Annotated in this window: 22 protein-coding genes; 18 read left to right on the top strand and 4 right to left on the bottom strand. The window is 62.7% G+C overall.

Going from position 1 to position 24,279, the window contains the following annotated elements; genetic code table 11:
• Positions 1 to 81: 81 nt before the first annotated feature.
• From EOB49_RS14200 to EOB49_RS14165, 8 genes are all read left to right on the top strand, one after another.
• Complete coding sequence (locus tag EOB49_RS14200) at positions 82 to 1,074, top strand: PhoH family protein (protein WP_023758127.1); 993 nt, start codon at positions 82 to 84, stop codon at positions 1,072 to 1,074.
• Positions 1,075 to 1,091: 17 nt separating this feature from the next.
• Entirely contained in the window at positions 1,092 to 1,592 is a 501-nt protein-coding gene (gene ybeY / locus EOB49_RS14195; protein ID WP_127381321.1) for an rRNA maturation RNase YbeY, read from the top strand.
• Positions 1,593 to 1,620: 28 nt separating this feature from the next.
• Positions 1,621 to 2,751: a hemolysin family protein gene (locus tag EOB49_RS14190; protein WP_127321192.1), complete on the top strand. Its 1,131-nt coding sequence runs from the start codon at positions 1,621 to 1,623 to the stop codon at positions 2,749 to 2,751.
• 16 nt (positions 2,752 to 2,767) lie between these two features.
• Positions 2,768 to 3,238, top strand: coding sequence for a VOC family protein (locus EOB49_RS14185; RefSeq protein ID WP_127381320.1), 471 nt, complete (start codon positions 2,768 to 2,770; stop codon positions 3,236 to 3,238).
• 102 nt (positions 3,239 to 3,340) lie between these two features.
• A complete protein-coding gene (gene lnt, locus EOB49_RS14180) occupies positions 3,341 to 4,933 on the top strand; it encodes an apolipoprotein N-acyltransferase (protein ID WP_127381319.1) in 1,593 nt (530 codons plus the stop codon).
• 139 nt (positions 4,934 to 5,072) lie between these two features.
• Positions 5,073 to 5,492: a helix-turn-helix domain-containing protein gene (locus EOB49_RS14175; RefSeq protein WP_013527901.1), complete on the top strand. Its 420-nt coding sequence runs from the start codon at positions 5,073 to 5,075 to the stop codon at positions 5,490 to 5,492.
• A gap of 169 nt (positions 5,493 to 5,661) precedes the next feature.
• The gene (gene metK, locus EOB49_RS14170; protein WP_127266944.1) at positions 5,662 to 6,927 is read left to right on the top strand and encodes a methionine adenosyltransferase; all 1,266 of its coding nucleotides are present in this window, start codon (positions 5,662 to 5,664) and stop codon (positions 6,925 to 6,927) included.
• A 23-nt stretch (positions 6,928 to 6,950) separates the two neighbouring features.
• The gene (locus EOB49_RS14165; RefSeq protein WP_127381318.1) at positions 6,951 to 7,652 is read left to right on the top strand and encodes a tRNA (guanosine(46)-N(7))-methyltransferase TrmB; all 702 of its coding nucleotides are present in this window, start codon (positions 6,951 to 6,953) and stop codon (positions 7,650 to 7,652) included.
• A 66-nt stretch (positions 7,653 to 7,718) separates the two neighbouring features.
• On the opposite strand, the gene EOB49_RS14160 is transcribed toward EOB49_RS14165, so the two are convergent.
• Positions 7,719 to 7,886 carry a hypothetical protein gene (locus EOB49_RS14160; RefSeq protein ID WP_127381317.1) on the bottom strand — a complete coding sequence of 56 codons (168 nt, stop codon included), beginning with the start codon at positions 7,884 to 7,886 and terminating at the stop codon, positions 7,719 to 7,721.
• A 299-nt stretch (positions 7,887 to 8,185) separates the two neighbouring features.
• Between EOB49_RS14160 and rimP the strand changes: the two genes are divergently transcribed.
• From rimP to EOB49_RS14110, 10 genes are all read left to right on the top strand, one after another.
• Complete coding sequence (rimP, locus tag EOB49_RS14155) at positions 8,186 to 8,830, top strand: ribosome maturation factor RimP (RefSeq protein ID WP_127381316.1); 645 nt, start codon at positions 8,186 to 8,188, stop codon at positions 8,828 to 8,830.
• A 49-nt stretch (positions 8,831 to 8,879) separates the two neighbouring features.
• Positions 8,880 to 10,475: a transcription termination factor NusA gene (nusA, locus tag EOB49_RS14150; RefSeq protein WP_013527896.1), complete on the top strand. Its 1,596-nt coding sequence runs from the start codon at positions 8,880 to 8,882 to the stop codon at positions 10,473 to 10,475.
• Between the two features lie 38 nt (positions 10,476 to 10,513).
• Positions 10,514 to 11,164: an RNA-binding protein gene (locus EOB49_RS14145; RefSeq protein WP_127327716.1), complete on the top strand. Its 651-nt coding sequence runs from the start codon at positions 10,514 to 10,516 to the stop codon at positions 11,162 to 11,164.
• Complete coding sequence (infB, locus tag EOB49_RS14140; protein WP_127294040.1) at positions 11,161 to 13,731, top strand: translation initiation factor IF-2; 2,571 nt, start codon at positions 11,161 to 11,163, stop codon at positions 13,729 to 13,731. Before EOB49_RS14145 ends, infB begins: the two co-directional genes overlap by 4 nt.
• 125 nt (positions 13,732 to 13,856) lie before the next feature.
• Positions 13,857 to 14,297 carry a 30S ribosome-binding factor RbfA gene (rbfA, locus tag EOB49_RS14135; protein ID WP_127327714.1) on the top strand — a complete coding sequence of 147 codons (441 nt, stop codon included), beginning with the start codon at positions 13,857 to 13,859 and terminating at the stop codon, positions 14,295 to 14,297.
• Positions 14,297 to 15,307: a tRNA pseudouridine(55) synthase TruB gene (gene truB, locus EOB49_RS14130; RefSeq protein ID WP_127327713.1), complete on the top strand. Its 1,011-nt coding sequence runs from the start codon at positions 14,297 to 14,299 to the stop codon at positions 15,305 to 15,307. The genes rbfA and truB overlap by 1 nt, the downstream gene beginning before the upstream one ends.
• Before the next feature lie 44 nt (positions 15,308 to 15,351).
• Complete coding sequence (gene corA, locus EOB49_RS14125; RefSeq protein ID WP_127381315.1) at positions 15,352 to 16,446, top strand: magnesium/cobalt transporter CorA; 1,095 nt, start codon at positions 15,352 to 15,354, stop codon at positions 16,444 to 16,446.
• Between the two features lie 140 nt (positions 16,447 to 16,586).
• Positions 16,587 to 16,898, top strand: a complete 312-nt coding sequence (gene rpsO, locus EOB49_RS14120; protein ID WP_269470859.1) for a 30S ribosomal protein S15 — start codon at positions 16,587 to 16,589, stop codon at positions 16,896 to 16,898.
• Between the two features lie 276 nt (positions 16,899 to 17,174).
• Positions 17,175 to 19,322: a polyribonucleotide nucleotidyltransferase gene (pnp, locus tag EOB49_RS14115; RefSeq protein WP_127318977.1), complete on the top strand. Its 2,148-nt coding sequence runs from the start codon at positions 17,175 to 17,177 to the stop codon at positions 19,320 to 19,322.
• Positions 19,323 to 19,428: 106 nt separating this feature from the next.
• On the top strand, positions 19,429 to 20,448 hold the full coding sequence (locus EOB49_RS14110) for a class I SAM-dependent methyltransferase (protein WP_127381314.1): 1,020 nt from the start codon (positions 19,429 to 19,431) through the stop codon (positions 20,446 to 20,448).
• Positions 20,449 to 20,463: 15 nt separating this feature from the next.
• Here the strand turns inward: EOB49_RS14110 and EOB49_RS14105 are convergent, their stop codons facing one another.
• The 3 genes from EOB49_RS14105 to fabB all read right to left on the bottom strand — a co-directional run bounded on the left by EOB49_RS14105 (position 20,464) and on the right by fabB (position 24,260).
• The gene (locus tag EOB49_RS14105; RefSeq protein WP_127381313.1) at positions 20,464 to 22,008 is read right to left on the bottom strand and encodes a bifunctional diguanylate cyclase/phosphodiesterase; all 1,545 of its coding nucleotides are present in this window, start codon (positions 22,006 to 22,008) and stop codon (positions 20,464 to 20,466) included.
• Between the two features lie 205 nt (positions 22,009 to 22,213).
• A complete protein-coding gene (fabI, locus tag EOB49_RS14100; protein ID WP_127381312.1) occupies positions 22,214 to 23,026 on the bottom strand; it encodes an enoyl-ACP reductase FabI in 813 nt (270 codons plus the stop codon).
• A 13-nt stretch (positions 23,027 to 23,039) separates the two neighbouring features.
• A complete protein-coding gene (gene fabB / locus EOB49_RS14095; protein WP_127381311.1) occupies positions 23,040 to 24,260 on the bottom strand; it encodes a beta-ketoacyl-ACP synthase I in 1,221 nt (406 codons plus the stop codon).
• Positions 24,261 to 24,279: the final 19 nt, after the last annotated feature.

Below are 24,279 nucleotides of genomic sequence, written 5' to 3'. Positions count from 1 at the left end.
GTCTCGGCAGATGAGGAGAGACGGTTGAGCGCAGCAGAGCTGAAGAACCTGCCCCCGGTACCGGCATCTGGGGCTTCTGACATGGCGCACATCGTTCTGACTTTCGACAACAACAAGCTTGCCAGCGCCCTTTATGGTCAGTTCGACGAAAACCTCGCCAGGCTGGAGCAGAAGCTTGGCGTCGACATCCGCTCACGCGGCAACCAGCTGACCATCAAGGGTTCGGCGTCGGCCGCCGAGCAGGCGCGCCGCGCCCTGGACAACCTCTACGGCATTCTCCAGAAAGGCGTCGATATAGGCCAGTCCGACGTCGACGGCGCCGTGCGCATGGCGATCGCCGCCGACGATCAGCTGACCCTGCCGACGCTGGAGCGCAAGGGCAAGGTTTCCGCCGCCCAGATCGCCACCCGCAAGAAGACGATCTATGCCCGTTCACTCAACCAGGACGCCTATATGCGGGCGCTGGAACGGTCGGAACTGGTGTTCGGCATCGGCCCGGCCGGCACCGGCAAGACCTATCTGGCGGTGGCCCATGCGGCGATGCTGCTCGAGCGCGGCATGGTCGAGCGCATCATTCTCTCGCGGCCTGCGGTCGAGGCCGGCGAACGGCTGGGCTTCCTGCCCGGCGACATGAAGGAGAAGGTCGATCCCTATCTGCGGCCGCTCTATGACGCGCTCTACGACATGATGCCCGCCGACAAGGTCGAGCGCGCCATTGCCGCCGAAGTGATCGAGATCGCGCCGCTCGCCTTCATGCGCGGCCGCACGCTGGCGCATGCCGCCGTCATCCTCGACGAGGCGCAGAACACCACGCCGATGCAGATGAAGATGTTCCTGACGCGTCTGGGCGAAAATTCACGCATGATCGTCACCGGCGATCCGACCCAGATCGACCTTCCTTCGAACACCAAATCGGGACTGGTCGAAGCCTTGCGGGTGCTGGACGGCGTGGCGGGCGCGGTCACCGTGCGCTTCAACGACGGCGATGTGGTCCGCCATCCGCTGGTGGCGGAAATCGTCAGAGCCTACGACCGGGACGCCAAGCTGGCGCGCGGCCTCGGCGCCGAGAATTGATGTGACGATGCGGCTTCATGCCTGAGGACATAACATCCGGCGACGGGAATGTTCCCGTCGACATCGACATATCGGTTGAGGCGGGCAACTGGCCCGACGAGGCAAGCCTGACGCGGCTGGTCGATCGCGCCGTCAAGGCGGCTTTTGCCGAAACCGGCGTGGCGGGCCGTTCCGAACTCAGCCTCGTTTTTACCGACGACGCCCATGTCCGGGTTCTCAACGCCGGCTGGCGCGGCAAGGACAAACCGACCAACGTTTTGTCTTTCCCGGCTTTTCCGTTTGTGCAAGGCGGACCGTTGCCGCCGATGCTGGGCGACATCGTGCTCGCCGCCGAGACGGTCGCGCGTGAAGCGGCACTGGAAGACAAGCCGGTCGAGAACCATATCACCCATCTCGTCATCCACGGCCTGCTGCATCTGCTGGGTTACGATCACGAGACCGACACTGAAGCCGAGGCGATGGAAGCCGTCGAACGCGCGGCGCTTGCAAGGCTTGCCATTCCCGACCCCTACGCGTAACTACATCTGATCAATTGACCGGACGACGATGAACGACAAACCAGAAACTGCCGCCCGCCCCGACGCCGGCAGTGCGACCAAGGCTTCCGACACGTCGGAAGAGGGATCAAGTCCGAGTACCGTTACCTCTGGTGCTAACAGTACCTCTGGCGCTAGCAGTACCTCTGCTGTTGCCGGTGCTGGCAGCGCTGCCAGCGAGACGTTGCCTGCCGGTCCCTCCCTGTTCGACCGCGTTCTGGGCCTGTTTCGGCAACGCAACGGAACCAGCCTGCGTGAGGAAATTGCCGGCGCGCTTGCCGAGACGACGAGCGATGCCGGCGCCTTCTCGCCCGGCGAACGCGCCATGCTCAACAACATCCTGCGGCTGCGCGAAGTGCGCGTCGAGGACGTCATGGTACCGCGCGCCGACATTCAGGGGGTCGAAATCACGACGACGCTCGGCGATCTCCTGGGCACTTTCGAACAATCCGGCCATTCCCGCATGCCGGTCTATTCCGAGACGCTCGATGATCCGCGCGGCATGGTCCATATCCGTGACGTGCTGGCCCACATCACCAAGATCGCGCGCGTCAAGAAGGGCCGCACGACCAGGAAAACCCCCGCTGCCACGGTTCTCGATCTTGCCCAGGTCGACCTCGCACGCACCATTGGCGACCTCAATCTGATCCGCCCGGTGCTGTTCGTGCCGCCGTCGATGCTTGCCTCCGACCTGATGGGCCGCATGCAGACGACGCGCACCCAGATGGCGCTGGTCATCGACGAATATGGCGGCACCGACGGCCTCGCCTCGCTGGAAGACATCGTCGAGATGGTGGTCGGCGACATCGAGGACGAGCATGATGACGACGAGCCGATGATCACCCAGAGCGGCGACGGCGTGTTCATCGTCGACGGCAAGGCCGAGATCGACGACGTCGCCAAGATGATCGGCGGGGATTTCGCCGCCGGTGAACATGGCGAATATGTCGACACGATCGGCGGCATGATTTTCAACACGCTTGGCCGTGTTCCGGCCCGCGGCGAGGTGGTGCAGGCCATACCCGGCTTCGAATTCCACGTCCTCGATGCCGATCCGCGCCGCGTCAAGCGCGTGCGCATCGTGCAGAGCCAGAAGGGTGAGCGCCGCCGGCGCGCCACCGCGCGCACCGAACAGGCGTGAGCGTCACGCTCGCCCGATGACTGTCGACGACCCGTTCAAGCATCCAAGTCTGGGGTCCGGTGTCTTCTACAAGGACCCTCGTGCCGCGCTGGACTGGCTGGAAGCCGCCTTCGGCTTCGAGCGCAGCATGGTGGTCAGCGATGCCGAGGGAAAACTCGTCCATGCAGAGATGCGGTTCGGCGACAGCTACATCATCGTCGATTCCGAATGGAGCGATTATGTCGCCAGCCCGGCTTCGGTCTCGGGCAGGAACACGCAGTCGATCTATGTCAGGCTGAAGGGCGGCCTGGATGCGCATTGCGAGCAGGCGCGGGCGGTCGACGCTGAGATAATCCAGGAGCCGGCGGATCAGTTCTACGGCGAGCGCCAGTATCGTGCCCGCGACCCCGAGGGCCATGTCTGGACCTTCACGCAGACCATCCGTTCGGTTCCGCGCGAGGAGGCCGAGCGGCTGGGCGGCGTTCAAATCGAGGGTTGGCACCGGTAGGGCAGAGCCGGAGCTGTGCATCTCAGCCAGCCATCCGCCCGTTTGGAGCGCGGAGCGCAGCCTGTTAAATCTTGTGTCCTGATTCGCGACTCGGAAGTATGCATGGAGCGCCTCACCGGCCGGATAATTCTGCTTTGGGGTTGGCGGCGTGCGCTCGTGGCGTTTCTCGCGGGCGCTTTTGCCGTGCTTGGGCAGGCGCCTTACGATTTCTTCGCCGCCTGTTTCGTCTCGTTTCCGCTGCTGGTCTGGCTGCTCGACGGCGCCACCGGCGAAGCTTCCGGCAGTCTGTTCCGGCGTCTGCGGCCGGCTTTCGCCGTCGGTTGGTGGTTCGGTTTCGGCTATTTCCTCGCCGGCCTCTGGTGGATCGGTTCGGCGGTGCTGGTCGAGGCCGACAGCTTTGCCTGGGCGCTCCCCTTCGCCGTGGTCGGCATTCCTTTCATGCTCGCCTTTTTCTACGGCTTTGCGGCAATCGTTGCCCGGCTGCTGTGGAGCAACGACATTGGCCGCATCGCCGCCCTTGCCTTCGGCTTCGGGCTGGCGGAATGGCTGCGCGATTTCCTGTTCACCGGTTTTCCCTGGAATGCCGTCGGCTACGCGGCCATGCCCGTGCCGCTGCTGATGCAGAGCGTCTCGGTGACGGGCATGATTGGCATGAACGCGCTCGCCGTGTTCGTCTTCGCACTGCCGGCACTGCTGGCGGCACGTCGGCACCTGCGCCTCGGCGCGGCACTGTTTGTCATGCTCGCCGCCGCCCATGTCGGCTTCGGCTATGTCAGGCTTGGCGCTCCCGAACCGCCAGCTTCACGCAGCCTGGATGTCCGCATCGTTCAGCCGGCCGTGGACCTGTCGGAAAAATGGGATGCCTCGGTGCGCGACCGCATCTTCGCGGTCCTGATGGGGCTCTCGGCCAAGGCGCCGGACCCAGGCCATCAAAAGCCGCAGTTGATCCTGTGGCCCGAAACCTCGGTGCCTTTCCTCTTCACCGAGCGTCCGGACGCATTGACGGCACTGGGGGACATGCTCGGACCTGGCCAGATGCTGATTGCCGGCGTCGTTCGCGAGGAAGGCGGTTCGGCCGCGAATGCCGACAGCCGTTACTACAACTCCGTGGTGGCGATCGACGACAAGGGTGAAATCGCTGACGCCGTCGACAAGGTTCACCTGGTGCCGTTCGGCGAATACCTGCCTTTCGCCGATCTGCTCCAGCGTTTCGGCATCGAGCAACTGGTTGCCGGGCCGATGAGTTTCGCGGCCGGCAATGAGCGGCACGCCATCACGCTGCCCGATGGCATCCGTGCGCTGCCATTTATCTGTTATGAGGTGATCTTTCCCGATCTTGTGGCAGTTGACGCTGCGTCAGCGCAGCTTATTGTGAACGTTACCAACGATGCGTGGTTCGGCGACACGCCGGGTCCGTATCAGCATTTCAGGCAGGCCCAGATCCGCGCGGTGGAAAATGGATTGCCATTGGTACGTGCTGCCAACAACGGCATCTCGGCCGTCGTCGATCCGCGTGGGCGCATCGTCGATGCGCTTGCGATCGACGCACGCGGCGCCATCGATGCCCACATACCGATTTCCGGACAGGCGCTCATATCTCCCGGCCAACGGCGCATTAACGGAATGCTGATCATGTTGCTGTTTGCCGTTGGGGCAGCGCTGTTGAACGTAAGGCAAAGGCTACGGGTGAATTGACAGCCAACACATTAGAAACTCATACTGTAAGTGCCTGAAAATTTCTCGAAGCCGGTGGATCGTTCTGTTGGGGCAGTTGCCTCCGGCTTTGTTTGGGCAAGAAAAATAGAGAAAGCCGAAAAAATTCGGCGAGGAAAAAATGACAGAAGACAACAAGAAGAAACCGAATCCGATCGACATCCATGTTGGCAGTCGCATCCGGCTTCGCCGCAACATGCTGGGAATGAGCCAGGAAAAGCTGGGAGAAAACCTCGGCATCACATTTCAACAGATTCAGAAATATGAAAAAGGCACCAACCGCGTCGGCGCCAGCCGATTGCAGGCGATAGCGTCCATACTCGGCGTGCCGGTCGCCTTCTTTTTCGAGGATGCGCCCGGCCAGGAGCCCGTGGCGGGCCGTGGATTTGCCGAGGACGCGTCGATGGCTTTCGCTGTCGAATTCTGCGGCAGCCCTGAAGGCCTTCAGCTCAACCGGGCCTTTGTCAAGATCGCTGATGCCAAGGTGCGCCGCAGGATTATAGACCTGGTCAAGTCCCTCTCCGCCGACGATCCCGACTGATCCTCAATCTCGCCAGCACCGGCGGCGTCTTGCCGCTGGTGGCACAAGATAACTGCATCGACATTCATGCCAGAGCCGAAGCACCGCTTGACGAGCGGCGCTTCGCCCCGCTAACACGTGGCGCGCCAAAATCGGCAGCCTGCCGATCGTTTTTCAAGAGGGGACACCCGTGACGCGGCAGAACTACTTCTTTACCTCGGAATCCGTTGCCGAGGGCCATCCCGACAAAGTCTGTGACCGGATTTCCGACGAGATCGTCGATCTGGTGTATCGCGAAGCCAAGAAGACCGGCATGGACCCGTGGAAAGTCCGTGTCGCCTGCGAGACGCTGGCCACCACCAACCGTGTCGTCATCGCCGGCGAAGTGCGTGTTCCCGACACGCTGCTCAAGAGGGACAAGGCAGGCAATATTCTCAAGGATGCCGCCGGGCATTCGGTCGTCAATCCGGCCAAGTTCAAGTCGGTCGCCCGCAAGGCGATCCGCGAGATCGGCTACGAGCAGGCCGGCTTTCACTGGAAAACTGCGAAGATCGAGGTTCTGCTGCACGGCCAGTCGCCTGACATCGGCCAGGGCGTCGACAATGCCTCCGACCGTCAGGGCGAAGAGGGTGCCGGCGACCAGGGCATCATGTTCGGCTACGCCTGCCGCGAGACGCCGGATCTGATGCCGGCGCCGATCTACTACAGCCACAAGATCCTCGAATTGCTGGCAGCCGCCCGCCACGAGGGCAGCGGTGAAGCCGGCAGGCTCGGACCGGATGCCAAGAGCCAGGTCACCGTTCGCTATGTCGACGGCAAGGCCGCCGAGGCGACGCAGATCGTGCTGTCCACGCAGCATCTCGATGCGAGCTGGGATTCGAAGAAGGTCCGCAAGGTCGTCGAACCCTATATCCGGGAGGCGCTGGGCGAGCTGAAGATCGCCGACAACTGCATGTGGTACATCAATCCGACCGGCAAGTTCGTCATCGGCGGGCCGGACGGCGACGCCGGGCTGACCGGCCGCAAGATCATCGTCGACACCTATGGCGGTGCCGCACCCCATGGCGGCGGTGCCTTCTCCGGCAAGGACACCACCAAGGTGGATCGTTCGGCGGCCTATGCGGCGCGCTACCTGGCCAAGAACGTCGTGGCGGCGAAACTCGCCGACCGCTGCACCATCCAGCTTTCCTACGCCATCGGCGTTGCTCAGCCGCTGTCGGTCTATGTCGACTTGCACGGTACCGGCAAGGTCGACGAGGCAAAGCTCGAGGACGCGCTGCGCACGGTGATGGATCTGTCGCCGTCGGGCATCCGCCGTCACCTCGATCTCAACAAACCGATCTACGCCAAGACGTCGTCCTACGGCCATTTCGGCCGCAAGGCCGGCCGTGATGGGTCTTTCTCCTGGGAAAAGACCGATCTCGCCAAGGCGCTCAAGGACGCGGTCGCCGCCTGACAGCGGCGCCGCAAAGTCCCACCATGGATCCGAAGGACAGACCAAGCCGCGCGACCGAAGCCTTTTTCGGTCGCCGGCGCGGCAAAACCATGCGTCCGCAGCAGGCGGCCGCACTGGAAAGCGGCTTTGGCACATATCGGCTCGATCTGACGGCTGAACCGCCGACCGAGCTCAGCACTCTGTTTGAGACGGATGTCAGCGCGGTTCGCCTCGAGATTGGCTTCGGCGGTGGCGAGCATCTCCTGCATCGTGCGATCGAGGCGCCTTCGATCGGCTTTATCGGCGTCGAGCCCTTCGTCAACGGCATGGCCAAGATGATGATGGCGGTGCGCGAGAAACCACTCGCCAATCTGCGGGTCTATGACGACGACGCCACAAGGCTGCTCGACTGGCTGCCGCAAGCCTCGCTCGACGGCATCGATCTGCTCTATCCCGACCCTTGGCCGAAGAAGAAACACTGGAAGCGGCGCTTCGTCAGCCCGGCCAATCTCGAGCGGTTCGCGCGTGTGCTGAAGCCTGGTTCAAAATTCCGCTTCGCGTCCGACATCGACACCTATGTCAACTGGACCCTGCTGCATTGCCGCGCGCATGGCGCGTTCGCATGGCAGGCTCGCGAGGCGGTGGACTGGCACCGGCCCTATGAAGGTTGGCCGGGCACCCGTTACGAGGCCAAGGCCATCCGTGAGGGCCGGCGGCCGGCCTATCTTACCTTCATTCGGAAATAAGCTCGCGGTCTTAGAGAAATTCCAGGAAAAGTGTGAAACGGTTTTCCGTCCGGAATTGCGTCAAAGCTAGAAGCGGCGGCCGATGCGATCGAAGGCGGCAGGCTCGACGCCGAGATTGCGCAGGTCGTTGGCGCGTGGCCTGCGGCCGGCTTCCACGGCCCGCGAAGCGGCCACGGCGCTGCCGAATACGGTGAAGAAGTCGCCTATTGCAGAAAATATCTTGCGGTTGCTCATGATCATGTCCTTTCGCGCACGTATGGCGCACGGCCACATTTGTGCAGCGCAACATAAATAGGTGCGTTTTAGCGCCGATCCCATGGGTATCGCCGCATAGGCGCCATGCGCCCCATGCAACGCTGGCGCGGGCCGCCTCGATGGCGGCGTTGCCCGACCAGCACAGCGGGCTTGAAACACAGGCCGTCATCGTCTATATCAGCCTCAAATTCTTGGTCGGTATGACGAAGAGTGGGTCCACCCGGTCCCGCTCTTTTTTATTACCTGCCGATAACTTGGTAGAGAACGACAGGGCTTCAATGACTGCAACGGCAAGCGAGGGCGACGATCGCATCATCCGCGAAAGCGGCATCGATGCGCGCATCGCGCTGATCGTCCAGCCGGTTCTGCGCGGCATCGGCTTCCGCCTCGTGCGGGTGCATCTGTCGGGCCAGAACGGGCTGACGCTGCAGATCTTGGCCGAACGCGAGGACGGCACCATGACCGTCGAGGATTGCGAAGAGGTCAGCCGCGCGGTGTCGCCGGCGCTCGACGTCGATGATCCGATCGAAAAGGCCTATCACCTCGAAGTCTCGTCGCCCGGCATCGACCGGCCACTGGTCCGTAAATCGGATTTCACGACCTGGACGGGTCATCTGGTGAAGATGGAAACATCGATGGTCGTCGCCGACCGCAAGCGCTTCAAGGGCAAGATCGCCGAAGCCGGCGAAGACGATGTGCTGATCGAGCGCGACAAGGCAGCCTATGGCGAGGAGCCGACGGTGCGTGTCCCCTACGATGCGATTGCCGACGTGCGCCTGATCCTGACCGACGATCTCATCCGCGATGCCCTGTCGAAGGACAACAGGGCGCGCAAGGAAGCCAAGAAGCGCCGCGGCGAACCGGACGACGACGAGTCGGGTGCGGAAGCGGACGGCACGGAAGACCACGAACAGGAACTATGATTGAGCTGCCGGGCGCAAAGGCCCGGCAAACAAGCTCCGGAGAAAAACGATGGTTGTAAGCGCCAACAGACTTGAATTGCTGCAGATCGCCGACGCGGTCGCGCGTGAAAAGTCGATCGACAAGTCGATCGTCATCGCCGCCATGGCCGATGCGATCCAGAAGGCGGCGCGCTCGCGTTACGGTCAGGAGACCAACATCCGCGCCGACATCAACCCGAACACCGGTGAGATGAAGCTGCAGCGGCTGATGGAAGTGGTCGAGAAGGTCGATGACTACGCCACGCAGATCGCCATTTCCTCGGCTCGCGAGCGCAATCCCGACGCCCAGCTCGGCGACTTCATCGCCGAACAGCTGCCGCCCATGGATTTCGGCCGCATCGCGGCCCAGTCGGCCAAGCAGGTCATCGTGCAGAAGGTCCGCGAGGCCGAACGCGACCGCCAGTATGACGAGTACAAGGACCGCATCGGCGAGATCGTCAACGGTACCGTCAAGCGCGTCGAATACGGCAACGTCATCGTCGATCTCGGCCGCGGCGAAGCGATCATCCGTCGCGATGAGCTGATCCCGCGTGAAAACTACAAATATGGCGACCGCGTCCGCGCCTATGTCTACGATGTGCGCCGCGAGCAGCGCGGCCCGCAGATCTTCCTGTCGCGTACCCATCCGCAGTTCATGGCCAAGCTGTTCACCATGGAAGTGCCGGAAATCTATGACGGCATCATCGAGATCAAATCGGTCGCCCGCGACCCGGGTTCGCGCGCCAAAATCGCCGTTATCTCGCGCGACAGCTCGATCGATCCGGTCGGCGCCTGCGTCGGCATGCGCGGCAGCCGCGTCCAGGCCGTCGTCGGCGAATTGCAGGGCGAGAAGATCGACATCATTCCGTGGTCGCCTTCTGCGGCGTCCTTCATCGTCAACGCGCTGCAGCCGGCGGAAGTCGCCAAGGTCGTGCTCGACGAGGATGCCGAGCGCATCGAAGTCGTGGTTCCCGACGACCAGCTGTCGCTGGCCATCGGCCGCCGCGGCCAGAACGTGCGTCTGGCTTCGCAGCTGACCGGTTGGGATATCGACATCCTCACCGAGGCCGAAGAATCCGAGCGTCGCCAGAAGGAATTCGTAGAGCGTTCGTCGCTGTTCATGGAAGCCCTCGACGTCGACGAGATGGTCGGCCAGGTGCTGGCCTCCGAAGGCTTCACCAGCGTCGAGGAAGTCGCGTATGTCGATTCCGGCGAGATCGCCTCGATCGACGGTTTCGACGAGGATACCGCTTCGGAAATCCAGACCCGCGCCCGCGAATATCTGGAGAAGATCGAGGCCGAGCATGATGACAAGCGCAAGGCGCTCGGTGTTTCGGACGAGTTGCGCGAAATCCCCGGCGTCACCACCGCCATGATGGTGACGCTTGGCGAGGACGGCGTGAAGACGATCGAGGATTTCGCCGGCTATGCCGCCGACGACCTGACCGGCTGGAAGGAACGCAAGGACGGTGAGACCAAGGTCTATCCGGGCGTACTGGCCAATCATGGCGTGACCCGCGCGGACGCCGAACAGATGGTTCTGGCCGCCCGCCTCAAGGCCGGCTGGATCACCGAAGACGAGCTTGCAGCCGAAGAAGTCTCGGCTGACGAAGCCGTTGGTGCGTGAGGTGAAACCGCATCGCACCGAACCCGCCCCTGGACGAGATGAACGATCGCACCTGCATCGTTACGCGCAAACAAGCCGAACCGGATGAACTGATCCGGTTCGTCGTCGGCCCGGATTCGGCCGTCGTTCCCGACATCAAGAGAAATCTGCCCGGCCGCGGTTGCTGGGTGAGCGCCGACCGCCTACATATCGAGAAGGCTGCGGCGAAGAACCTCTTTGCCCGCGCCTTCAAGGCACAGGTGGTCGTGCCGCCCGATCTTGGCGGCATGATCGACGGGCTGCTTTCCAGGCACGCTCTGGGCATGCTTGGTCTTGCCCGTAAGGCAGGCGCAATTTCGCTTGGTGCTACCAAGGTCGAAAGTGCTGTTCGCGGCGGATTGGCGCTTTTCGTGCTCCACGCGACCGAGGCGTCCGATGACGGCGTGCGCAAGATCAGCCAGGCGCGGCGGGCGACAGTCCATCTCGGCGGGCCCGCTATCCTTGCCTACAAACTTTTCTCCGAGGCCGAGTTGAGCTTGGCATTGGGCGGTACAAATGTGATACATGCTGCCGTTCTCGCGGGAGACGCGGGCAGGGCGGTCCAGAAGCGCATGGTTGCGCTCGACCGGTATCGGGGCGGTTCCCCGGACGATCTGGCAATGCTTGCGGCTGTTGCTGACGAAGATGATGCCGCAGAGGATATGGAATGAGCGATACGAAATCGGGTGACGACAATACGCTGAGTGTGACGCCGAAGAAGACCTTGACGCTGAAGCGCCCCGGTATGGAACAGGGCACTGTGCGCCAGAACTTCTCGCACGGCCGCACCAAGCAGGTCGTCGTCGAAACCAAGAAGCGCAAGTTCTCGATGCCCGGCGACAAGCCGGAGCCTGTTGCCGCCCCGGTCTTCACACCGAAGCCGGCGGTCGTGGCCGCACCCGTCGTCGTGCCGGAAGCACCGAAGGCACCACCACCGCCGCCGGCCCCGGTCGAACGCAGCGGTATGGTGCTGAACGAACTGTCGCGCAGTGAAATGGAAGCGCGCCGCAGGGCGCTCGAGGGCTCGAAGGTTCGCGAGGTCGAGGACCGCCAGCGCGCCGCCGAGGATGCCAAGCGTCGTGCCGAGGACGAAGAGCGCCGCAAGCGCGAACGCGATGAATCCGCACGCCGCCAGGCCGAGGAAGAGGCGCGGTTGCAGACCGAGGCCGAATCCCGCCGTCGGGCTGAGGAAGAGGCCCGTCGACGCGCGCCATTGGCTGCCGAACTGGCAACGGTCGATGACGAGGAAGTGGCCAAGCCGAAGCGTGTTGGTGCCGGCGCACCGGTGCGCCGTCCGGTCACGCCCGAAGTGGCGCGTCCGGCCAAGCCGACCAAGGCCGAGGAAGACCGCCGCCGCGGCAAGCTGACGCTGAATTCAGCCTTGTCCGACGAAGATGCGCGAGCCCGTTCGCTGTCGTCGATGCGTCGCCGCCAGGAAAAATTCAAGCGCGCGATGCACAATGAGCCGCGCGAGAAAGTCATGCGCGAAGTGATCCTACCAGAGACCATTACGATCCAGGAACTGGCGCAACGCATGTCCGAGCGCGCGGTCGACCTGGTCAAGTTCTTCATGAAGCAGGGCCAGATACTGAAGCCGGGCGACGTCATCGATGCCGACACGGCCGAGCTGGTTGCTACCGAATTCGGCCACACGGTCCGCCGCGTCGCCGAGTCCGACATCGAGGAAGGCCTGTTCAACATCGCCGACAATGCCGAGGACCTGGTTTCGCGTCCGCCGGTCGTGACGATCATGGGTCACGTCGATCATGGCAAGACCTCGCTGCTCGACGCGATCCGCAACGCCAATGTCGTCTCCGGCGAAGCCGGCGGCATCACCCAGCATATCGGCGCCTACCAGGTCGAGAAGAACGGTCACAAGATCACCTTCATCGACACGCCCGGCCACGCCGCCTTCACGGCGATGCGTGCTCGTGGCGCCCAGGCGACCGACATTGCCATCCTGGTGGTTGCCGCCGACGACAGCGTCATGCCGCAGACGATCGAATCGATCAGCCATGCCAAGGCGGCCGGCGTTCCGATCATCGTGGCGATCAACAAGATCGACAAGCATGATGCCGATCCGCAGAAAGTGCGCTCCGAACTGCTGCGCCACGAGGTTTTCGTCGAATCCATGGGCGGTGAAGTTCTGGACGTCGAAGTGTCGGCGACCAAGGGCACCAATCTCGACAAGCTGCTCGAGGCGATCCTGCTGCAGGCCGAAATTCTCGACCTGAAGGCCAATCCGGATCGTACCGCCGAAGGCGTCGTCATCGAAGCCCAGCTCGACAAGGGCCGTGGTCCCGTTGCCACCGTGCTGGTGCAGACCGGCACGCTGATGCCGGGCGACATCCTCGTTGCCGGCAACGAATGGGGCCGGGTGCGTGCGCTGGTCAACGATCGTGGCGTGCAGATCAAGGAAGCGCCGCCGGCGATGCCGGTGGAAGTGCTTGGCTTGCAGGGCACCCCGCAGGCCGGCGACCGCTTCGCCGTGGTCAACAACGAGGCCCGTGCCCGCGAGATCACCGAATACCGCCAGCGTCTGGCGCGCGAGAAGGCCGTTGCCAAGCATGCCGGCCAGCGCGGTTCGCTCGAGCAGATGATGTCGCAATTGCAGACAAGCGGGCTGAAGGAATTTCCGCTGGTCATCAAGGGTGACGTGCAGGGCTCGATCGAGGCGATCAACGCCGCGCTCGACAAGCTCGGCACCGACGAAGTCCGTGCGCGCATCGTCCATGCCGGCGCCGGCGCCATCACCGAAAGCGACGTGTCGTTGGCGGAGACTTCGGGTGCCGCGATCATCGGCTTCAACGTCCGCGCCAACGTCCAGGCGCGTGCCGCCGCAGCGGCGGCTGGCATCGAGATCCGCTATTACTCGATCATCTACAACCTTGTGGATGACGTGAAGGCGGCTCTGTCGGGCCTGCTGTCGCCGGAGCGTCGCGAGACCTTCATCGGCAATGCGCAGATCCTCGAAATCTTCGACATCACCAAAGTCGGCAAGATCGCCGGCTGCCGTGTCACCGAAGGCAAGGTCGAGCGTGGTGCGGGTGTGCGCCTGATCCGTGACAACGTCGTCATCCACGAAGGGACGCTGAAGACCCTGAAGCGCTTCAAGGACGAAGTTTCGGAAGTTCCCGGCGGCCAGGAATGCGGCATGGCCTTCCAGAACTACGAGGACATGCGCGTCGGCGACGTCATCGAGTGCTTCCGCGTCGAGATGGTGACCCGGACACTCTGAGTTCGAGTGACTTGTCCATACCGGGCGGTGGCCGAAAGGCCGCCGCCCGAGGTCTATTGAGAACGACCCATATGAGACATGCGGCACGGTCCCATCCCGCGCCTCACGCTTCAGGATAGAGAAAAATGCCCCGTCCAACCACATCCAGCCCATCCCAGCGCATGCTGCGCGTCGCCGAACAGGTGCGCCATGCGCTGTCCGAAACCCTGCAGCGCGGCGAGATCATCGATCCGCTGATCGAGAACACCGTGGTGTCGGTCTCGGAAGTGCGCATGTCGCCCGATTTGAAGGTCGCTACCGCTTTCGTTTCGCCACTCGGCGCCAAGGATACCGATGCGGTGGTCGAGGCGCTGAACAAGCATGCGAAATTCATCCGTGGCCGTGTCTCCGGCGCGCTGCGGCAGATGAAATTCATGCCGGAGTTTCGCTTCAAACTCGACACCTCCTTCGACAATTTCGCCAGGATCAACGACCTCTTGAAATCGCCGGAAGTGGCGCGCGATCTGAGTCCTGAGGACCAGCAAAACGCGGACCAGGACAAAGACGACAACAAGGACACCGAATAGTGGCGCGCCGCGGCAAGAAGAAGGGCCGGCCGATCTCGGGCTGGCTGATCCTGGACAAGCCGGTCGGCATGGGCTCGACCGAAGCCGTCTCCAAGATCAAATGGTTGTTCCAGGCCGAAAAGGCCGGCCATGCCGGCACGCTCGACCCGCTGGCGTCTGGCATGCTGCCGATCGCGCTTGGCGAGGCCACCAAGACCGTTCCCTACGTGCAGGACGGCGCCAAGATCTATCGCTTCACCGTCGCATGGGGGCAGGAGCGCTCCACCGATGACCTCGAAGGTCCGGTGACGAAGGAGTCCGATCTGCGTCCGTCGGAAGCCGAGGTGCTCGCCCTGCTGCCGAAATACACCGGCGTCATCATGCAGACGCCGCCGCAATTCTCGGCCATCAAGATCGCCGGCGAGCGCGCCTATGATCTGGCCCGCGACGGTGCGACGGTCGACATACCCGCGCGAGAGATCGAGATCGGCCGTCTGGACGTTGTCGAGCATGGCGCCGACCATACTGTTTTCGAGGTCGAGTGCGGCAAGGGCACCTATGTGCGTTCGCTGGCCCGCGACATGGGCCGCGACATGGGCTGTTTCGGCCATATCTCCGAATTGCGCCGGGTCGAGGTCGAACCGTTCACCTCGGAAGACTTCGTCACTATCGCCGAATTGGAAGCCGCCCGTTTCGGCGTGGTGGAGGGAAACGCGGACGCGACTGATATCGCCGACGCGACGGAAGCCGCCGACGCGACAGAAGCCGCAGGCGCGGCGGAAGCACCGATCGACTTCGATGCCATCGATGCGCTCCTGGTCGACACATCGGCTGCCCTCGATTGCCTGCCGCAGATAGCCATCAGCGACGATGCAGCGACCAAGATCCGCCTTGGCAACCCAGTCATCATCCGCGGCCGCGATGCACCGGTAGAAGCCGAGGAAGCCTGCGCCACGGCGCGCGGCAAGCTGGTCGCCATCGGTGCCATCGAGCAGGGCATGTTCAAGCCCAAGCGGGTCTTTGCCGGGTGACGGCTCTCGTCTAACTTCAGTTCGACTCTACGTTCGAGGGGCACATGGCAAAGGCCGAAGCGGTGAACAAACGGGCGCCGGTGAAGACGCGGCGGCCGCCGGTCGGTGCGTCGCCTGGCACGCTGATCGCCGACCCCTCGGCGCGGCGCAGCGAACTCAGGCTGACGCTGATCTCGCCCGAAAAATTCAAGACCATCGAAAATGCCAGCATCGACGACCTCAACACCCATTGCGACAAATGGCCGGTCCTCTGGCTCGACTGCACCGGCCTCGCCAACATCCCGCTGATCGAGGAGATCGGCCGCATTTTCAGCCTGCATCCGCTGGCGCTGGAGGACGTCGTCAACACCGGCCAGCGGCCGAAGGTCGACTTCTTCGAGGACCATGCCTTCGTCGTCGTCAGGATGATCGACGACGTCACCTCGCATCGCTATGAGCAGATCGCCGTCTTCTTCGGCAGCAACTTCGTCGTCACCTTCCAGGAGCGGGAAGGCGATCCGTTCGATCCGGTGCGCAAGCGCATCGAAAGTTCGGCGCCCAACCGGCTGCGCGCCCGCGGTGCCGATTACCTCGCCTATGCGCTGATCGACGCCATCGTCGACAGCTCCTTTCCGCCGATCGAGGCCGCCGGCGATACGGTCGACAGCATCGAGGACGAGATGCTGCATTCGCCGCACAAGCATCAGATGCGGCAGCTGCATGAATTGCGGCGCGACGCCAACGTGCTGAAAGGCGTGCTTTGGCCAATGCGCGATGCGCTGGCGACGCTGATCCGCAACGATGTGCCCTATGTGAAGGCCGAGACCAAGATCTTCCTCAACGACACGCTCGACCATGCGCTGCGGCTGATCGAACTGGTCGAAACCCAGCGCGACATGCTGACCGGCCTGATCGAGATGCACCTGTCGCTGAGCCAGGCGCGCACCAACGACGTCATCAGCTATCTCACCATCGTATCGGTCATCTTCATGCCGCTCACCTTCCTGGTCGGCATCTGGGGCATGAATTTCGACCCGGAGTCTTCGCCCTGGAACATGCCGGAACTGAAGGCCTATTATGGCTATCCCTTGTCGCTGCTGTTCATGGCGCTTGTCGCGTTCGGGCTGATCGCCTTCTTCAAATGGAAGAAATGGCTTTGACAAGGATAAACCTGCCATTTTGGGCCTGAAAAGCCGGCTGGTGAATTGGGCTGGTGTTTTCCGGGGAATTGCACTATATGCGCCGCAGCATAGCGCTGTGACGCTTTGCTTGCACCGGCCCCTGCTGGACGACATCCCGGCTGAGGGCGACCCGTTTCCTCAAACAGATAAGGAAAAACACGATGTCGATTACTGCCGAGCGCAAACAGGAATTGATGGGTGAATTCGCAACCGCCAAGGGCGATACCGGGTCTCCGGAAGTCCAGGTGGCCATCCTTTCCGAGCGCATCAAGAACCTGACCGACCATTTCAAGGACCACAAGAAGGATAACCATTCCCGCCGTGGTCTGCTTGCTCTCGTCTCCCAGCGCCGCAGCCTGCTTGATTATCTCAAGCGCAAGGACGACGCGCGCTACCAGACGCTGATCGAGAAGCTCGGTCTGCGTCGTTGACGAATTGACCGGCGGGCTTTCGAAGGAGAGCCCGCCGGTCGCGCATTCTGCCAGTCGTATCGACTGGCCAGACCCGGTTTCGATCGTGCAGAGGGCACTCGAAACCGCCCATGGACGGTCATGGGGCAGGATTGCAGGACGCTCGCGCGCGCAGTGCGCCGAAATCACCCGAGCTTCCCGTTGTCTTGCCCGTGGCTGCCCGAGAAAGGAAGCCAGGGAAAGGGCATCCGCGCACCGTGAAACGGCGCGGCCCTTTCCTCATATTAAGGACAAGACATGTTCAATCACCACAAAGTGGAAATCGAATGGGGCGGCCGTCCGCTCATCCTCGAAACCGGCAAGATCGCACGCCAGGCTGACGGCGCGGTGCTCGCCACCTACGGCGAGACCAAGGTTCTCGCCACCGTTGTTTCGATGAAGGAGCCGAAGCCCGGCCTCGATTTCTTCCCGCTGACCGTCAACTACCAGGAAAAGACTTACGCCGCCGGCAAGATCCCGGGTGGCTATTTCAAGCGTGAAGGCCGTCCGAGCGAGAAGGAAACGCTGGTTTCCCGCCTCATCGACCGCCCGATCCGCCCGCTCTTCGCCTCCGGCTACAAGAACGACACGCAGATCGTCGTCACCGTCGTCCAACATGACCTCGAGAACGATCCCGACATCCTGTCGATCGTGGCCACCTCGGCTGCCCTGACGCTCTCGGGCGTGCCCTTCATGGGCCCGATCGGCGGCGCCCGCGTTGGCTATATCAACGGCGAATACGTGCTCAACCCGCATGTCGACGAGATGCAGGAATCGAAGCTCGACCTGATCGTCGCCGGCACCACCGACGCCGTGCTGATGGTTGAGTCCGAGGCCAAGGAATTGGGCGAAGAGCTGATGCTCGGCGCCGTCATGTTCGGCCACAAGGGTTTCCAGCCGGTCATCGACGCCATCATCAAGCTGGCCGAAGTCGCCGCCAAGGAGCCGCGCGACTTCACCGCGCCGGACTATTCCGCGCTTGAAGCCGAGATGCTGAAGATCGTCGGCGACGAACTCAGCAATGCCTACAAGAACGTCGACAAGCAGAAGCGCTACGCCGCCGTCGACGCCGTCAAGGCGAAGGTCAAGGCAGCGTTCGCCCCGGCCGAAGGCGAAGACGCCAAGTACACCTCCGAGCAGATCGGTTCGGTTTTCAAGGAACTCCAGGCCAAGGTCGTGCGCTGGAACATTCTCGACACCGGCTCGCGCATCGATGGCCGTGACCTCAAGACGGTCCGCAAGATCGTTTCCGAAGTCGGCGTCCTGCCGCGCACCCACGGTTCGGCGCTGTTCACCCGCGGCGAGACCCAGGCGCTGGTCGTTGCCACGCTCGGCACCGGCGAGGACGAGCAGTATGTCGATTCGCTGACCGGCATGTACAAGGAGAAGTTCCTCCTTCACTACAACTTCCCTCCCTACTCCGTCGGCGAGACCGGCCGCATGGGTTCGCCGGGCCGTCGCGAAATCGGCCATGGCAAGCTCGCCTGGCGCGCCATTCGCCCGATGCTGCCGAGTGCCGACCAGTTCCCCTACACGCTGCGCGTCGTCTCGGAGATCACCGAGTCCAACGGCTCGTCGTCGATGGCCACCGTCTGCGGCACCTCGCTGGCGCTGATGGATGCCGGCGTGCCGCTGGCAAAGCCGGTCGCCGGTATCGCCATGGGCCTGATCAAGGAAGGCGAGCGTTTCGCCGTTCTGTCCGACATCCTTGGTGATGAGGATCACCTCGGCGACATGGACTTCAAGGTCGCCGGCACCGCGAACGGCATCACCTCGCTGCAGATGGATATCAAGATCGAAGGCATCACCGAGGAGATCATGAAGATCGCGCTGGACCAGGCCAAGGATGGCCGCCAGCACATCCTCGGCGAGATGGCGCATGCTCTGACCGGCGCGCGTTCGGAACTGGGTGAGTTCGCACCGCGCATCGAAGTGATGCACATCCCGACCGACAAGATCCGTGACGTGATCGGCTCGGGCGGCAAGGTGATCCGCGAGATCGTCGAAAAGACCGGCGCCAAGATCAACATCGAGGACGACGGCACGGTCAAGATCGCTTCGTCCAACGCCAAGGAGATCGAGGCGGCGAAGAAGTGGATCCACACCATCGTCGCCGAGCCGGAAGTCGGCGAGATCTACGAAGGTACGGTCGTCAAGACCGCGGATTTCGGCGCTTTCGTCAACTTCTTCGGTCCGCGTGACGGCCTCGTCCACATCTCGCAGCTTGCCAACGACCGGGTCGCCAAGACCTCGGACGTGGTCAAGGAAGGCGACAAGGTCTGGGTCAAGCTGATGGGCTTCGACGAGCGCGGCAAGGTCCGCCTGTCGATGAAGGTCGTCGACCAGGCCACCGGCAAGGAACTCGCCCGCGACAAGAAGACCGAAGGCGAAGAAAACGCCGCTTGAACGTCTTGAGTTCATGAATTGAAGCGGGCGCGGCTTATGTCGCGCCCGTTTTCATTTCAGCCCCGGTTTTCACTTTCAAATCGCCCAGACAAGTCGAGATCGAACAATGTCCGCCGAGCCGTTGAAGACGCTTTTCCATCCCTTCGAGGCCGAGGCTGTTTCTTTGCCGGGAAAGGCTACGCGCGCCCTGTTTCTCGGCGCTGAGCCGGGTTTTCGCCTGCCTGAAGGCTTCGAGGCGACGCTTCACCTCGTGCAGGGCTTCCGGCCGCATTTTAGCGCGCTGCAGGCGTCTGGCTGCGTCGTCACCGCGCAAGTGGAAGGCGATGGCTTCGATATGGCACTTGTGCTTGCCGGCCGGCATCGGGGTCTGAACGAAGTGCGCCTCGCGGAGGCGCTTGAGCGTGTGGCGCCGGGCGGCTTAGTCGTCGTTGGCGGCGGCAAGGACGATGGCATTGCCAGCCTGCGCAAGCGCGTCGGCGAACTTGTCCCCCTGGAGGGCCATCTGCCGAAATATCACGGCATCGCCTTCTGGTTACGCCGTCCCGCGGACCTCGCCGCGGCGGAAGAATTGCGCGCCGCCAATCCCGCTCTGCTGGTTGAAAACCGGTTCCGCACCGCGCCCGGCATGTTTTCCTTCGACCGGATCGATACCGGCTCGAAATTGCTGGTCGAGAACCTGCCCAATGATCTGCGTGGCAACATTGCCGATTTCTGCGCCGGCTGGGGGTATCTGGCTGCCGAGATCGCCGTCCGCTCACCGGGCATTTCAGCGCTCGACCTCTATGAGGCCGATTTCGCCTCGCTCGAAGCCGCAAAGCTCCATCTGGCAGGGGTCGGCCAGTCGATCGCCAGGAATTTCTTCTGGATCGATCTGCTGAAGGAACCGGTCGAGAAGCGCTACGACGCGATCGCCATGAACCCGCCCTTTCACCGCAGCCGGGCGGCCGAGCCGGAGATCGGCGCCGGCATGATCCGCGCGGCGGCCAAGGCCTTGAAACCAGGTGGGCGGCTGTTCATGGTCGCCAACCGCCAGCTTCCCTATGAGCCGATCCTGGCGGCCGCTTTTTCGAGCCATGCCGAACTCGCCCGCGACGGCATGTTCAAGGTGCTTGTCGCTCGTCGTTGATACAATGCACCGCGTTCAATGCAGATTGGCGACGCGTCGGACCTCATCGGTGACATGCACGTCGCCGACCCTGATCCTGAGGGGGGCCGGCCTGCCGTACAGGTAGCCTTGCACCACCTCGCAGCCGGCTGCCCTGAGCAGCGTCGCCTGGCTTTCGGTCTCGACGCCTTCGGCAATGATGCTGACGCCGAGCGCGCGCGACAGCCCGACGATGGTCGAGACGACCGCACCCGAGCTGGAATCGGTGTCGAGGCGGCTGACGAAGGACCGGTCGATCTTCAGCTTGCCGAACGAGAAATCGATCAGGTAGCTCAAATTGGAATAGCCGGTGCCGAAATCGTCGACGGCGACCGAGATGCCCATATCCGCGAGCTCCTTCAGGATGGCGGCGGCGCGGTCGCGGTCCTGCATCATCGCCGTCTCGGTCACTTCCAGCTCCAGCCGCGACGGCTTGATGCCGGTGCTCGTCATGGCGTCGCGCACGATGCCGACAAAATCCTTGGTCATGAACTGGACGGGCGAGATGTTGACGGCGACGAAGCAGTCGTCGGGCAGATGCCGGGCGTCGCTGCAGGCTTTGCGCAGCACCCATTCGCCGATCGGGCCGATCATGCCGGTTTCCTCGGCGATCGGAATGAACTCCATCGGCGGGATCATGCCGCGTTCTGGATGCCGCCAGCGGATAAGCGCTTCATACCCGACTATGCGGCCGGTCGGGAGATCGAGCTGCGGCTGGTAATGAAGGTCGAAGTCACCACGTTCGAAGGCTATGTGCAGTTCGGATTCGATCCATTGTCGATGGTCGGCGACCCTGCCCATTTCGGCATGGAAGACCGACCAGTTGCCCACGCCGCTGGCGCGCGCGTTCTGCAGCGCCAGATTGGAGCGGCGCAGGATGAGGACCGGATCGATGCCGTCCTTTGGCATCGCCACGATGCCGACCGACAGGCTGACCGATTGCAGGTGCGTACCGAGATCATAGGGCTCCATCATCTCGTCGATGAGCCTCTCTATGGTGCTTTCCAAGGACCCTGAGACTTGATTGTCGGGCAGCAGGATCGCGAATTCACCGGCGCCGATGCGTCCGATCAGCGCGCGCGGTGGCACGCACGTCTTCAAGCGCTTGGTGAAGGCGCGGATCAACTCGTCGCCCTGGCTGTAGCCGATGGCGTCGTTGATCTGCTTGAAGCGGTCGATGTCGATATCGATGAGGAACATCGGCTCGCCGGTCCGGCTGGTCGCGCATGCCGCCTCGGCAATCTTGCCGACCATCGCCGGGCGTGCCACCAGGCCGGTCAGCTTGTCGAAATGGGTTTCCGTGAAGACGAAATCCGCTGATTCATCGACGCCGGCGAAGAAGGACATCGCGGCGACCGACGCCGCCAGTGCGCAAAGAGCGGCCATCACCGAGACCATCATGTCCGCGGAGATGCCGGCAAAACCATCGCCGAGACCGAGCTTCAGGCCCCAGAGCCCGAGGACGAAACTGCCGAGACCCGAACTCGCTATGGTGAGCAGTCGGAACACCGGTGTTCGCTTCGGGTTGCTGACGGCGAGCATTGAAAGTTCCCCTGAGTACGGGGCTTTCTAGCGGATATCTCCTTAAAATGAGTTTCCGCGAATGAATCCAATTTTATTGGACCGAAAGTATTTCTTGAGCGGATCAACGCGCATGGCGCTGAAACGGATTCAACTGGCGCGCCTAAGCTTCGTGTCTTCAAATGTCGCCATTTTAAAACCGCCGCGCATCTTTGGGCGGCAGGCGTTAGTCTCGTGCGCCGTCGGTCTGCTTCAATTCGTCGAGCGTCGGCATGGAAACGATGTGATAGCCGGAATCGACATAGTGGATTTCGCCGGTAACCCCGGAAGACAGATCCGACAACAGATAAAGCGCCGAGCCGCCGACCTCGTCGATGGTCACCGTGCGGCGCAGCGGCGAGTTTCGCTGCTGGTAGGAAAACATGTGGCGCGCATCGGAAATGCCGGCGCCGGCAAGCGTGCGCACCGGTCCAGCCGATATGCCGTTCACCCTGATGGCGCGCGGACCGTAGTCGTTCGCAAGATACCGGACACTCGCCTCCAGCCCTGCCTTGGCGACGCCCATGACATTGTAGTTCGGCATGACGCGGACCGACCCCGCATAGGTCAACGTGATCATCGATCCGCCGTCCTTCATCAAGGTGGCCGCATGGCGGGCGACCTCGGTGAAGGAGTAGCAGGAGATCAACATGGTGCGGACGAAATTGTCCCGGCTGGTGTCGGCGTAGAGGCCTTTCAGCTCGTTCTTGTCGGAAAAGCCAATGGCGTGGACGACGAAATCCAGCCCGCCCCATTCCTTGCCCAGAGTCTCGAACGTGGCCGCGATAGAATCGCTGTCCTCGACGTCGCACGGCACGACCAGCGAGGCGCCGAGCTTGTCGGCCAGCGGCCTGACCCGGCGTCCGAAGGCATCACCCTGATAGGTGAAGGCGAGTTCCGCGCCATGTTCGGCTAATTTCCGGGCGATGCCCCAGGCGATCGAGTGATCGTTGGCGACACCCATGACAAGCCCGCGCTTGCCCTTCATCAATCCGTCCATGGCCGGCAAATCCTTATGCGGAATAGCGCTGGAAAACGAGCGTGGCGTTGGTGCCGCCGAAGCCGAACGAATTGGACAAGACAGTGTCGATCCTGGCGTCGTCGATGCGCTTTCGCACGATCGGCATGCCCTCGAATTCGGGGTCGAGGCTCTCGATATGGGCGCTTTCGCCGATGAAGCCGCCCTGCATCATCAGGATCGAATAGATGGATTCCTGCACGCCAGCCGCGCCCAGCGAATGGCCGGTCAGCGACTTCGTCGAGGTGATATACGGCATCTCTGAGCTGAACACCTCGCGGATCGCTCCCATTTCCTTGGAATCTCCCACCGGCGTCGAGGTACCATGGGTGTTGATGTAGTCGATCGGTGTGGAAACCGTGGCCAGCGCCTGGCGCATGCAGCGGACCGCGCCCTCGCCTGAAGGGGCAACCATGTCGTGACCATCCGACGTCGCGCCATAGCCAACGATCTCGGCATAGATTTTCGCGCCGCGCGCTTTGGCATGCTCAAGCTCTTCCAGCACCAGCACCCCGGCGCCGCCGGCGATGACGAAGCCGTCCCGATTGGCGTCATAGGCGCGGGAAGCGGTCGATGCCTTGTCGTTGAATTTCGACGACATCGCGCCCATGGCGTCGAACAGGTCCGACATTGTCCAGTCGAGATCCTCGTGGCCGCCGGCAAAGATGATGTCCTGCTTGCCCCACTGGATCAATTCATAGCCATTGCCGATGCAATGCGCCGAGGTCGAACAGGCCGACGAGATCGAGTAGTTGACGCCGTGGATCTTGAACCAGGTGGCAAGCGTCGCCGATGCGGTCGACGACATTGCCTTCGGCACCGCGAACGGACCGATGCGCTTGGGACTGCCGTTCTTCAGCGTCGTTTCGGCAGCTTCGACGATGGTGCGGGTGGATGGTCCGCCCGATCCCATGACGATGCCGGTGCGCTCATTGGTGATGTCGCTCTCGCCGAGGCCCGCATCCGCGATCGCCTGATCCATGGCGACATGGTTCCAGGCAGCCCCCTGGCTCAGGAAGCGCATCGCACGGCGGTCGATCATGGCCGATGGATCGAGCGTCGGCGCTCCCCAGACCTGGCAGCGGAAGCCGTGTTCGGCGAAGGAATCGGAGAAGCTGATGCCGGATCTGGCGTCATGCAGAGAGGTCTGCACCTCGTTGGCATTGTTGCCGATCGACGACACAATGCCGATGCCTGTGACTACGACACGTCTCATTCGCAACTCCTTCCAGTGG

Origin of the sequence: Mesorhizobium sp. M7A.F.Ca.MR.148.00.0.0, from assembly GCF_003997735.1 — a bacterium.
GTDB lineage: Bacteria > Pseudomonadota > Alphaproteobacteria > Rhizobiales > Rhizobiaceae > Mesorhizobium.
Note: the sequence above shows the minus strand (reverse complement) of the source record. Positions and strands in the feature narration are given on the sequence as shown.